Annotated in this window: 9 protein-coding genes; 6 read left to right on the top strand and 3 right to left on the bottom strand. The window is 71.8% G+C overall.

The genetic code is table 11. The features are described from left to right. Positions 1–62: 62 nt before the first annotated feature. The 5 genes from ABZ923_RS17110 to ABZ923_RS17130 all read left to right on the top strand — a co-directional run bounded on the left by ABZ923_RS17110 (position 63) and on the right by ABZ923_RS17130 (position 5,330). Positions 63–905 (top strand): M24 family metallopeptidase, encoded by an 843-nt coding sequence (locus ABZ923_RS17110; RefSeq protein ID WP_361471790.1) that lies wholly within the window; start codon positions 63–65, stop codon positions 903–905. Continuing rightward, positions 902–2,656: an SDR family oxidoreductase gene (locus ABZ923_RS17115; protein WP_361471793.1), complete on the top strand. Its 1,755-nt coding sequence runs from the start codon at positions 902–904 to the stop codon at positions 2,654–2,656. The genes ABZ923_RS17110 and ABZ923_RS17115 overlap by 4 nt, the downstream gene beginning before the upstream one ends. A 140-nt stretch (positions 2,657–2,796) precedes the next feature. After that, entirely contained in the window at positions 2,797–3,345 is a 549-nt protein-coding gene (locus ABZ923_RS17120; protein WP_361471795.1) for an RNA 2'-phosphotransferase, read from the top strand. A gap of 99 nt (positions 3,346–3,444) precedes the next feature. Beyond that, entirely contained in the window at positions 3,445–4,347 is a 903-nt protein-coding gene (locus ABZ923_RS17125) for an LLM class flavin-dependent oxidoreductase (protein ID WP_361471798.1), read from the top strand. A gap of 92 nt (positions 4,348–4,439) precedes the next feature. Beyond that, positions 4,440–5,330, top strand: a complete 891-nt coding sequence (locus ABZ923_RS17130) for an HAD hydrolase family protein (RefSeq protein WP_361471801.1) — start codon at positions 4,440–4,442, stop codon at positions 5,328–5,330. A gap of 35 nt (positions 5,331–5,365) precedes the next feature. Here ABZ923_RS17130 and cydD read toward each other — a convergent pair whose 3' ends face one another. Genes cydD through ABZ923_RS17145 form a run of 3 tightly spaced genes read right to left on the bottom strand, consistent with a single transcriptional unit; the run spans position 5,366 to position 11,496 of the window. Continuing rightward, on the bottom strand, positions 5,366–8,893 hold the full coding sequence (cydD, locus tag ABZ923_RS17135) for a thiol reductant ABC exporter subunit CydD (RefSeq protein WP_361471804.1): 3,528 nt from the start codon (positions 8,891–8,893) through the stop codon (positions 5,366–5,368). Positions 8,894–8,952: 59 nt separating this feature from the next. After that, on the bottom strand, positions 8,953–9,972 hold the full coding sequence (gene cydB / locus ABZ923_RS17140) for a cytochrome d ubiquinol oxidase subunit II (protein ID WP_361471807.1): 1,020 nt from the start codon (positions 9,970–9,972) through the stop codon (positions 8,953–8,955). A gap of 15 nt (positions 9,973–9,987) precedes the next feature. Further along, complete coding sequence (locus ABZ923_RS17145) at positions 9,988–11,496, bottom strand: cytochrome ubiquinol oxidase subunit I (protein ID WP_361471810.1); 1,509 nt, start codon at positions 11,494–11,496, stop codon at positions 9,988–9,990. 208 nt (positions 11,497–11,704) lie between these two features. Between ABZ923_RS17145 and ABZ923_RS17150 the strand changes: the two genes are divergently transcribed. Next, complete coding sequence (locus ABZ923_RS17150) at positions 11,705–12,082, top strand: cyclophilin-like fold protein (protein ID WP_361471813.1); 378 nt, start codon at positions 11,705–11,707, stop codon at positions 12,080–12,082. Positions 12,083–12,088 lie beyond the last annotated feature (6 nt).

Here is a 12,088-nt window from a genome sequence, read left to right on the forward strand (position 1 = left end):
CAACTGCCAGATTCGCCTGTGTCACGTTACGGACAAGTAGCTTGCTCGACGGACGGAGCGGCATGACGACGGCAGTGAGCGGCGAACCCTCCGTGGACCTGCGGGGGTTCCGGCGGGTGCAGCGCCTCGCCTACGAGTGCGCGGAGGCGGTCGCGGCCCGCCTGGAGCCGGGCGTGACCGAGCGCGAGGCGGCGCGGATGCAGCGCGAGTGGCTGCGCGAGCGCGGGGTGCGGGACTGGTTCCACCTCCCCTTCGCCTGGTTCGGGGACCGCACGGCGTTCGTGAACTTCCGCATCCCGCTGCAGTTCTTCCCGACCGACCGCGCGCTGGCGCCGGGGATGCCGTTCATCCTCGACATGGCCCCGGTGTACGAGGGATACACGGCGGACATCGGCTACTCCGGCTCGCTGGGCGTGAACCCCGTGCAGGACCGGCTGATGGCCGACCTGGAGGCCCACCGCGAACTGATCCTGCGCGAGGTGCGCGAACGGCGCCCGCTGCGGGAGATCTACCAGGACGTGGACCGGCTCATGGTCCGCCAGGGCTACGCCAACCGGCACCGCGCCTACCCCTTCGGGGTGATCGCCCACAAGGTGGACCGGGTGAAGCAGCGCCGCTTCTCCCCGCACCTGTTCGGGTTCGGCACGCAGTCCCTCAAGGGGCTCGCCGCCGACGCGCTGCACGGCCACCGCGAGGGCTGGTCGCCGCTGTGGTCGCCGTACCGCTTCTCGGACCATCCGCCGCAGCCGGGCCTGTGGGCGGTCGAACCGCACCTCGGCTTCCGTGGCACGGGCGCGAAGTTCGAGGAGATCCTGGTGGTCACCGACTCCCGGGACCCCGGGGAGAGCGCGTTCTGGCTGGACGACGATCTGCCGCACGTGCGGCGCTGGGCGGAGGAGAAGTGACACTGCGAGACGCGCGCGAGCGCTGGGTGCGCACCGGCGGGGTCGAGCTGTGCGTGGCCGAACTGGGCGACCCGGAGCAGCCGACGGTGGTCCTGGTGCACGGCTACCCGGACAGCAAGGAGGTCTGGTCGGAGGTGGCCGCCCGGCTCGCCGACCGCTTCCACGTCGTCCTCTACGACGTCCGGGGCCACGGCCGCTCCACGGCACCCCGGCCGCTGCGCGGCGGCTTCACCCTGGCCAAGCTCACGGACGACTTCCTGGCCGTCGTCGACGCGGTCAGCCCGGACCGGCCGGTGCACCTCGTCGGGCACGACTGGGGCTCGGTGCAGTCCTGGGAGTTCGTCACGGTGGCCCGCACGGAGGGCCGTATCGCCTCCTTCACCTCGATCTCCGGCCCGTCCCTCGACCACTTCGGACACTGGATCGACGCGCGCGTGAAGCGGCCGACGCCCCGCCGGGTGGGCCAGCTCCTCGGGCAGGGCGCCAAGTCCTGGTACGTCTACCTGCTGCACACGCCGGTCCTGCCGGAGCTGGCCTGGCGCGGCCCGCTCGGCAAGCGCTGGCCGAAGCTCCTGGAGCGGGTCGAGCGGGTCCCCGGCGGCGACTACCCGACCGGATCCCTCCCTTCCGACGCGGCCCACGGCGCCTGGCTCTACCGGGACAACGTCCGCGCCCGGCTGCGCAGGCCGCGCCCGGACGCGTACGCCCACGTGCCCGTGCAGCTCATCACGCCCCAGGGGGACGCGTTCCTCTCCGAGCGGCTCTACGACGACCTGGACCGGTGGGTGCCGCAACTGACCCGCCGCACGCTCCCGGCCAAGCACTGGGTCCCGCGCACCCGGCCCGACCACGTGGCCGCCTGGATCGAGGAGTTCGTGACCTCGGTGGCCGGCGGACGTCCCGCCCCGGCCGCCACCGGCCGCCATGCCGACCGGTTCGCCGGGCAGTTGGTGCTGGTCACCGGCGCGGGCAGCGGGATCGGCCGGGCGACCGCGTTCGCCTTCGCGGAGGCCGGCGCGCGCGTGATCGCCGTCGACCGCGACGCCGAGGCCGCGGCCCGCACCGCGGAACTGGCCCGGCTGACCGGGGCGGCCGAGGCCTGGTCCGAACCGGCCGACGTCTCCGACGAACAGGCCATGGAGAAACTCGCGGAGAAGGTCCACCACGCATACGGCGTGCTGGACGTGCTGGTCAACAACGCCGGCATCGGCCTGTCGGGCTCCTTCTTCGCCACGACGACCGACGACTGGCGCAAGGTGCTGGACGTCAACCTGTGGGGCGTGATCCACGGTTGCCGGCTCTTCGGGGCGCGCATGGCCGAGCGCGGCCAGGGCGGCCACATCGTCAACATCGCGTCCGCGGCGGCCTACCAGCCCTCGCGCGCCCTGCCTGCCTACAGCACCTCCAAGGCGGCCGTGCTCATGCTCTCCGAGTGCCTGCGCGCCGAACTGGCCTCCCAGGGCATCGGCGTCACCGCCGTCTGCCCGGGCTTCGTCAACACCGACATCACCGCCACGGCCCGCTTCGCCGGCGTGGACGAGGCGGAACAGCTCCGCCGCCGGCAACGCTCCGCCCGCCTGTACGCGCTGCGCAACTACCCGCCGGAGAAGGTGGCGACCGCCGTCCTGGACGCGGTGGCCGACAACAAGGCGGTGGTCCCGGTGACCCCGGAGGCCAGGGGAGCGCACCTGCTGTCCCGTTTCGCGCCGGGGCTGTTGCGGCGGATCGCCCGCGTGGAGCCGAGGCTGTGACCACCGCTGCCCGGCGGCCCGCACCCGCCGGTTGTCCACAGCTTCGCCAATTCCCCTGTGGATAACCGCACTTGCTTGTGGATCAAACCTCCGGAGAAAAACAACCTGCGTGATCCGCGTCTCTCCCCCACCCTGGTCCCATGGACGAACGCCGCACCGTGAAGGTGTCGAAATACCTCTCCCGACACCTGCGCCACCAGCCCGAGCGGATCGGACTCACCCCGGACGCGGGCGGCTGGGTGGAGATCGAGGCGCTGATCGCCGCGGCCACGGCCCACGGCTTCCGGTTCACCCGCGAGGAACTCGATCACGTCGTCGCCACGAACGACAAACGGCGCTTCGTGATCGAGGGCGGCAGGATCCGCGCCAGCCAGGGCCACAGCATCGAGGTCGACCTCGGCCTGCCCCCGGCGGCCCCACCGCCGTACCTCTACCACGGCACGGTCGCCGCGCACCTGGGCGCCATCCGCGCGGAGGGCCTGCGGCCCATGACCCGGCACGCCGTCCACCTCTCCGCCGACCGGGAGACCGCCACCCGCGTCGGCGCCCGCCGGGGCCGTCCCGTGGTGCTGGCCGTCGACGCCGGTGCCATGCACCGCGACGGCCACGTCTTCCAGGTCAGCGCCAACGGCGTCTGGCTGACGGCCGCCGTACCCCCGCGCTACCTGCGCTTTCCCGGCGCCCGCTGAGGGAGTACGGCCCCGGCTCCCCCGCGCACCGCGTGGCCCTACGGCCGCGTACCGTGACCGGTTCGTCCGGCCCCGGCAACGCCGCTTACGCTCGGACCCATGAGTCTGCGTCTGAGCACCGTGATCCTGCCGTACCGCCGCTGGCACGAGGGCGCCCGTGCGGCCTGGGTGCGCGCCGAGCAACTCGGCTTCCACACGGCGTACACCTACGACCACCTGTCCTGGCGCAGCTTCCGTGACGGCCCCTGGTTCGGCGCGATCCCGACGCTGACGGCGGCCGCGGCGGCCACCGACCGGCTGCGCCTCGGCACGCTGGTCACCTCGCCGAACTTCCGCCACCCGGTGACCCTCGCCAAGGAGCTGATCTCCCTGGACGACATCTCCGGCGGCCGGATCACCCTCGGCATCGGCGCGGGCGGCACCGGGTTCGACGCCACCGCCCTCGGCCAGGAGCCGTGGACCCCGCGCGAGCGCGCCGACCGGCTCGCCGAGTTCGTGCCCCTGCTGGACCGGCTGCTCACCGAGGACGCGGTGTCGTACGAGGGCCGGTTCTACTCGGCGCACGAGGCCCGGAACATCCCCGGCTGTGTGCAGCGCCCCCGGCTGCCGTTCGCCGTGGCGGCCACCGGCCCGCGCGGCCTGAAGCTCGCCGCGCGCCACGGCCAGGCGTGGGTGACCACCGGCGACCCGAAGCTGTACGAGAACGGCACGCCGGAGCAGTCCGTCGAGGCCCTGCGCGGGCAGATCGGCAAGCTGTCCGAGGCGTGCGAGGCCGCCGGGCGGGACGTCGCCGGGCTGGACAAGGTCCTGCTCACCGGCTTCACCCCGGACCGCGGCCGGCCGCTCGCGTCCCTGGACGCCTTCGTGGACTTCGCCGGCCGCCACCGGGAGCTGGGCTTCACCGAGATCGTGATCCACTGGCCCGTCCCGGACTCCGACTTCGCCGCGGACGAGAAGGTCTTCGAGCGGATCGCCATGGAGGCCCTCGCCCAGCTGGACTGAGCGGGCCGGGCCGGGCGTCCCGAGCCGCGCCGACCCTGCCGGACGTCATCTGTGTCTCATCCGTGCGCAGTCCCGCACGGCCGTGCGGGCATATGCGCGAGAATGATCGGGTGACCTCAGCGACCAGACAGCCCGGGACCCCTGCCGCCGCCACGCCCGCGCGGCTGATCGCCACCGACCTCGACGGCACTCTGCTGCGCGACGACAAATCGGTCTCCCCGCGGACCGTCGCCGCCCTGGCCGCCGCCGAGGAGGCCGGCATCGAGGTCTTCTTCGTCACCGGCCGGCCGGCCCGCTGGATGGACGTGGTCAGCGCCCACGTCCACGGCCACGGCCTGGCGATCTGCGGCAACGGCGCCGCCGTGGTCGACCTGCACGGCGGCCCCGGCGCCCACCGGTTCGTGAAGGTCCGCGAACTGTGCCGGGACAACGCGCTGAAGGCCGTACGGCTGCTGCGCGACGCGGCACCCGACACGGTGTTCGCGGTCGAGCAGACGTACGGCTTCCACCAGGAGCCGGACTATCCCAAGCTGCACATGGAGATACCCGACAACCTCCTGCCCGCCGAGGAACTGCTCGCCCCGGACGGCCCCGACGCCGACCAGCCCGTCCTCAAGATCCTCGCCTACCACCCCTCCCTCGACCCCGACGCCTTCCTCACCCTGGCCCGGCCGGCCGTCGCCGAACACGCCAACGTCACCCGCTCCAGCCCCAGCGCCCTGCTGGAACTGAGCGGCCCCGGCGTCTCCAAGGCCAGCACCCTCGCCCTGTGCTGCGCCGAGCGCGGCATCTCGCCCGAGGAGGTCGTGGCCTTCGGGGACATGCCCAACGACGTCGAGATGCTGACCTGGGCCGGCCGGTCCTACGCGATGGGCAACGCCCACCCGGACGCCGTCGCCGCCGCGTCGGGCCGCACGGTCGCCAACAACGACGACGGTGTCGCGGTGGTGATCGAACAACTGCTGGCGGAGCAGGGGCGGTAGCGCCGCAGGGCCGGGCGCGACGCCTCGCGCACTCCTCACACCGCCTGCAGCGACTCCGTCTCGGCCTCCCGGCGTGCCATCTCCCGCAGCGGCCCGTCCGCGACGATCAGCTCCTCGTACGGCCCCCGCTGCACCACCCGGCCCACGTCGAGCACGATCACCTCGTCCACCGCGTCCAGCCCGGCCATCCGGTGGGTGATCAGCAGCGTCGTACGGCCCTCCGTGGCGGCCAGCAGATCGGCGGTCAGCGCGTCGGCCGTCGGCAGGTCCAGGTGTTCGGCGGGCTCGTCCAGGACCAGCACCGGGAAACCGGCCAGCAGCGCGCGGGCCAGCGCCAGCCGCTGCCGCTGCCCGCCGGACAGCCGCGCCCCGTGCTCGCCGACGAGCGTGTCCAGGCCGTCGGGCAGCGAGTCCACCCAGTCCAGCAGCCGGGCCCGGGCCAGGGCGCCGCGCAGGTCGGCCTCGGTCGCGTCCTTCCTGGCCAGCAGCAGGTTCTCGCGCACCGAGCTGTCGAAGAGGTGCGCGTCCTGCGCGCACAGCCCGACGAGCCGCCGAACGTCGTCACCGGCCAGCGCGCACGCGTCCACACCGGCGAGCGTGTACGAACCCGCCTGGAGGTCGAGGAACCGCAGCAGCACCTGGGCGAGGGTCGTCTTGCCGGAGCCGGACGCCCCCACCACCGCGACCCGGCGCCCCTGCTCCAGCGTCAGGTCCAGCCCGGCCAGCGCGTCCTGCCGCTGCCCCTCGTACCGCGCGACCACCCCCTTGACGACCACGGGGAACGGCGAGGCGGGCGCCTGCCGGGGCGACTCCGGCTCCCGTACGGGCTCGGGGGCATCCAGCACCTCGTACACGCGCTCCGCGCTGCGCCGCACCCGCTGCCGGTACCGCACGGCGAGCGGCAGCCCGAGTACGGCCTCGAAGGCGGCCAGCGGGGTCAGGACCACCACGGCCATCGCCACGCCGCCCAGCCGGCCGGACGCCACCGCCTGGGCGCCGGACACCGCGGTGGCCGTGACGGTCAGCCCCGAGAACAGCGCGGTCAGCCCGTCGCCGAGCCCGGTGACGGCGGCGGCCCGCGCGGCGATCCGGGTGAGGGCGCCGTCGGCCCGCCGGGCCGCGTCCGCACGGGCCGGCAGCGCACCGGCGACGGCCAGCTCGGCCGTGCCGGTGAGCAGGTCGGTCACCCGGGTCGCGAGTACGCCCCGGGCGGGCGCCAGCCGCTGCTCGGCCCGCCGGGCCACGGTCGCGGTCAGCAGGGGGACACCGGCACCGGCCGCCAGCAGGCCCACGGCGAGCACGGCACCGGCCTCGGGCAGCAGCCAGGTGGTGAAACCGACGGAGGCGACGGAGACGGTCAGGGCGACTCCGGCGGGCAGCAGCCAGCGCAGCCAGTAGTCCTGGAACGCGTCCACGTCCGCGACCAGCCGGGTGAGCAGATCACCGCGCCGGGCGCCGCGCAGCCCCGCGGGAGCCAGGCGTTCCAGCCGGCGGTACACCGCCACCCGGGTGTCGGCCAGCATCCGCAGCACGGCGTCGTGCGACACCAGCCGCTCGGCGTACCGGAACACGGCCCGCCCGATCCCGAAGGCCCGGGTCGCGGTCACCGCCACCATCAGATACAGCACCGGCGGCTGCTGCGAGGCCCGCGAGATGAGCCACCCGGAGGTCGCCATCAGCCCGACGGCACTCCCGACCGCCAGACTCCCCAGCCCCAAGGCCCCGGCCAACCGCCCCGCCCAGCGCCCCCCGTCCCCTCGAACCCGCCCCAGCACACGCCGGCTCCCCCCGGAACCCCTCCGAAACCCTGTCGGGTCACTGTCGAGCCCATCGAGCCGGGATCCTGCAGGCTCGCCGCCGAGCCCGGCCCGCTCCGGCTCACGGGGGCAAAGCTCTCTGGGAGGTGCGCCTTCCCCCGGGCGCCGCACGAGCTCGGCACCTCCCAGCCGTACCACCCTGTCGGCCACCTCCAACAACGCCGGCCGGTGCACGACGAGCAACACGGTCCGCCCCACGGCAAGCCTCCGCACCGCGGCTACGACGTCTCCCTCCGTCCCCCCGTCCAACGCAGCCGTCGGCTCGTCCAGCACCAGCACAGGCCGATCCGCGAGAAACGCCCGGGCCAACGCCAGCCGCTGCCGCTGCCCCGCCGACAGCCCCGCCCCGTCCTCCCCGAGCACGGTGTCGGCACCCTCCGGCAGCCCCGCCACGAATTCCCACGCCCCCGCGTCCCGCAGAGCCCGGCGCACAGCACCGTCGTCGGCCTCCGGCCGGGCCAGCCGCACGTTCTCCGCGATGGTCCCGGCATACAGATGCGGCCGCTGCGGCACCCACGCGATCCGCGACCGCCACTCCGCCAGGTCGATCCCGGCGAGATCCGCGCCCCCGATCCGCACCCGCCCCTCGGTGGGCCGTACGAACCCCAGCAGCACACTCAGCAGCGTCGACTTGCCCGCCCCGCTCGGCCCGACCAGCGCCACCGTCTCCCCGGGCTCCACGGTGAACGACACACCGGTCACCGCATCCGAACCCCGCCCCGGATAGCGAACGGTGACCCCTTCGAAGGCCACGGCACCCGTAGGCACCGCACCGGCACCCGACACCGGCACCGGCGTCTCCAGAACCGTGAAGATCTCCTGAGCCGCGGCCAGCCCCTCCGCCGCCGCGTGGTACTGCGCCCCCACCTGCCGCAGCGGCAGATAGGCCTCGGGTGCCAGCACCAGGATCACCAGCCCGGTATACAGATCCATCTCGCCGTGCACGAGCCGCATCCCGATCGTCACGGCCACCAGCGCCACGGACAGCGTGGCCAGCAACTCCAGCGCGAAGGAGGAGAGGAAGGCGATCCGCAGGGTCCGCAGCGTGGCCTGCCGGTACTCGCCGGTGATCCGCCGGATGGACGCGGCCTGCGCCTTGGCCCGGCCGAACACCTTCAGCGTGGGCAACCCCGCGACGACGTCCAGGAAGTGACCGGACAACCGCGACAGCAACCACCACTGCCGGTCCATCCGGGACTGGGTCGCCCAGCCGATCAGCATCATGAAGACCGGAATCAGCGGCAGCGTCCCCACGATGATCGCCGCCGACACCCAGTCCTCGGTGACGATCCGCGCCAGCACCGCCACCGGCACGACCACGGCGAGCCCCAACTGCGGCAGGTAACGCGAGAAGTAGTCGTCCAGGGCGTCGACCCCACGCGTGGCCAGGGTGACCAGCGAGCCGGTCCGCTGACCGCTCAGCCACCCCGGCCCGAGCGCCGCCGCCCGGTCGAGCAGCCGCCCGCGCAGTTCGGACTTCACGGCCGCACTCGCACGGTGAGCCGCGAGTTCGGTGAGCCACGCGACGACCGCTCGCCCCACGGCCACGGCGGCCAACAGCAGCAGGGGAGTGCGCAGTTCAGCGGCCGACTGCCCGTGCTGGAACGCTCCGACGACGATCTCGGCGACGAGCATCGCCTGGGCGATGACCAGCCCGGCACCCACGGCACCCAGCCCGACGACCGCCACGAGGAAGAGCCGGGTGGCGCGGGCGTACCGCAGAAGGCGTGGATCGATTGGTTTCACGTGAAACAGGCCCTTCGGTCCAGAGGGTGTGTTTCACGTGAAACACACCCTCGGCGGACTCAGTGCGAGGCGCCGGCAGCAGCGTCGGCAGCGAGGTGCTGCGTGCCGATCCGCTTGCGGAACACCCAGTAGGTCCAGCCCTGGTAGAGCAGGACGACCGGTGTGGCGATCACCGCCAGCCACGTCATGATCTTCAGGGTGTACGGGCTCGACGAGGCGTTGGTGACCGTCAGACTCCAGTTCCCGTCCAGCGTGGACGGCATGACATTCGGGAAGAGCGACAGGAAGAGCATCGCCACGGCGGCCACGATGGTGACGCCGGACAGCGTGAACGCCCATCCCTCGCGCCCGAGCTGGTTGGCCCCGAGGGCGGCCACCAGGGCGACGACGGCCACGACCAGGGCGATCAGGCTGGTGCCGTCACCGCTGTCGGCCTGGGTCCACAGCAGGAAGGCGAGCGCCACGACGGCCGCGACCAGCCCGACCCACCGGGCCAGCTTCCGTGCCCGCACCCGGATGTCCCCGACGGTCTTGAGCGCGGTGAACACCGCTCCGTGGAAGGTGAACAGCGTGAGCGTCACCAGACCGCCGAGCAGGGCGTAGGGGTTGAGCAGGTCCCCGACGCTGCCGGCGTACTCGAAGTGCCGGTCGATCTTCACACCCCGCACGATGTTCGCGAAGGCGACGCCCCACAGGAACGCCGGGAGCAGCGAGGTCCAGAAGATCGCCGTCTCCCAGTTCCGCTGCCAGGTCTCCTCCGGCCGCTTGGCCCGGTACTCGAAGGCGACACCCCGGACGATCAGGCAGACCAGGATGACGAGGAACGGCAGGTAGAAGCCGGAGAAGAGGGTGGCGTACCACTCCGGGAAGGCGGCGAAGGTCGCACCGCCCGCGGTGAGCAGCCACACCTCGTTGCCGTCCCAGACCGGGCCGATGGTGTTGATCAGCACTCGGCGCTCGGGCCGGTCGCGAGCCAGCAGCTTGGTGAGGATGCCGACTCCGAAGTCGAATCCCTCCAGGAAGAAGTAGCCGGTCCACAGGACGGCGATCAGGACGAACCAGACGTCGTGAAGTTCCATGGCTGTTCCCTCGGCCTAGTACGAGAAGGCCATCGGCTTGTCGGCGTCACTGGTGTCGCCGCCGATCTTCGTGGGCGGGTTGAGGTCGGCCTCGGTCAGTTCGGGCGGGCCGGCCTTGACGTACTTCGCGAGCAGCTTGACCTCGACGACGGCGAGGATCGCGTACAGCGCGGTGAAGACGGCCATCGAGGTGAGGACCTCGCCCTGGGAGACACCGGGGGAGACCGCGTCCCGGGTCCGCAGGACGCCGTAGACGACCCACGGCTGACGGCCCATCTCGGTGAAGATCCAGCCCCAGGAGTTGGCGATCAGCGGGAAGGCCATGGTCCAGGTCGCGATGCGCCAGAACCAGGGGCTGAGCGTGGGGCTGAGCGCCTGGTTCCTGAACAGCACCAGGTGCGGCACCTCGTCGTCGCCGACCCGCAGGTGCTGCGGCAGCAGGAACTTCTTGCGGGTGAGCCAGAGTCCGGCCAGGCCGATGGCGAAGGACGCCATGCCGAAGCCGATCATCCAGCGGAAGCCCCAGAAGGCGACCGGGATGTTGGGCCGGTAGTCACCGGGCCCGAACTTCTGCTGCTCGGCCTTGTTGACGTCGTTGATGCCGGGCACGTACGAGGTGAAGTCGTCGTTGGCCAGGAAGGACAGCAGGCCCGGGATCTCGATGGCCACGCTGTTGTGGCCCTTGTCCACGTCGCCGTAGGCGAAGATCGAGAACGGCGCCGGCTTCTGCCCGTCCCACAGCGCCTCGGCGGCGGCCATCTTCATCGGCTGCTGCTTGAACATCACCTTGCCGAGGGTGTCGCCGCTGACCGCGGTGAGCAGACCGGCGATGACCACGGTGACCAGGCCCAGCCGCAGCGAGGTCTTCATCTCGCGGATGTGCTTCCTGCGGGCCAGGTGGTAGGCGGAGATGCCCACCATGAAGGCGCCACCGGTCAGGAAGGCCGCGGAGAGGGTGTGGAAAGCCTGGCTGAGGGCGGTGTTCTGGGTCAGCACGGCCCAGAAGTCGGTCAGCTCGGCCCGCCCCTTCACCTTGTCGATCTTGTAGCCGACCGGGTGCTGCATCCAGGAGTTGGCCGCGAGGATGAAGTACGCCGACAGGATCGTGCCGATCGAGACCATCCAGATGCAGGCCAGGTGGATCTTCTTGGGCAGTTTGTCCCAGCCGAAGATCCACAGGCCGATGAAGGTGGACTCGAAGAAGAACGCGATCAGCGCCTCGAACGCGAGCGGGGCACCGAAGATGTCACCGACGAAGCGCGAGTAGTCCGACCAGTTCATGCCGAACTGGAACTCCTGCACGATGCCGGTGACCACGCCCATCGCGATGTTGATCAGGAAGAGCTTGCCCCAGAACTTCGTCGCCCTGAGGTACTTCTTCTTCTCCGTGCGCACCCAGGCCGTCTGCAGCCCGGCCGTGAGGGCGGCCAGGGAGATCGTCAGCGGAACGAACAGGAAGTGGTAGACGGTGGTGATGCCGAACTGCCAGCGCGCCAGTGTCTCGGGCGCCAAGGCCAGATCCACGTCGTCACTCTCCTTACTACGCCGTGATACAGCGGCGGTTTGCCCCGTTTGTTACACACATAAGGAGCAAACGGGATGCGCTTGTGAACGCGTTCACATTCACAAGCCATTATGACGCACTGATTTTCGGCCGCGGAAGGGGGGTCCGCCCTTCGCCTCCGCGTCAAGACCTTGGCAGCGACTTCAACATCTTGTTGAATTGCGCGCCATGCAGATACGCATTTCCTGGCCCGCGGGCAACATCACCGCGACCCTCGACGCAAGCACCCCGACCACACAGGCCCTCGCCAAGGCCCTCCCCCTCGCTTCGACCGCGCGCACCTGGGGCGAGGAGGTGTATTTCGACACAGGCGTCTCCGTTTCACGTGAAACGGACGCCCGGCAGGTCGTGGAACCGGGCACGGTCGCCTTCTGGACGGACGGCGACGCACTCGCCCTCCCCTACGGACCCACGCCGATCTCGCGAGGCGAGGAGTGCCGCCTCGCGAGCCCGTGCAACATCCTCGGCAGCGTGGACGGGGACGCCGGCCTCCTGGCGACCGTGCGGGCCGGCGACCCCATCCGGGTGGAGCTGATCGAGGAGTAGAGCCGA

The organism is Streptomyces sp. NPDC046881, from assembly GCF_040645015.1.
Lineage (GTDB): Bacteria > Actinomycetota > Actinomycetes > Streptomycetales > Streptomycetaceae > Streptomyces.

What these genes read in the sequence shown, in the direction of transcription:
- ABZ923_RS17130 (WP_361471801.1), top strand. Translation starts at nt 4,440, where the DNA reads ATGCGCGAGAATGATCGGGTGACCTCAGCGACCAGACAGCCCGGGACC.
- ABZ923_RS17125 (WP_361471798.1), top strand. Translation starts at nt 3,445, where the DNA reads ATGAGTCTGCGTCTGAGCACCGTGATCCTGCCGTACCGCCGCTGGCAC.
- ABZ923_RS17120 (WP_361471795.1), top strand. Translation starts at nt 2,797, where the DNA reads ATGGACGAACGCCGCACCGTGAAGGTGTCGAAATACCTCTCCCGACAC.
- ABZ923_RS17150 (WP_361471813.1), top strand. Translation starts at nt 11,705, where the DNA reads ATGCAGATACGCATTTCCTGGCCCGCGGGCAACATCACCGCGACCCTC.
- ABZ923_RS17110 (WP_361471790.1), top strand. Translation starts at nt 63, where the DNA reads ATGACGACGGCAGTGAGCGGCGAACCCTCCGTGGACCTGCGGGGGTTC.
- cydB (WP_361471807.1), bottom strand. Translation starts at nt 9,972, where the DNA reads ATGGAACTTCACGACGTCTGGTTCGTCCTGATCGCCGTCCTGTGGACC.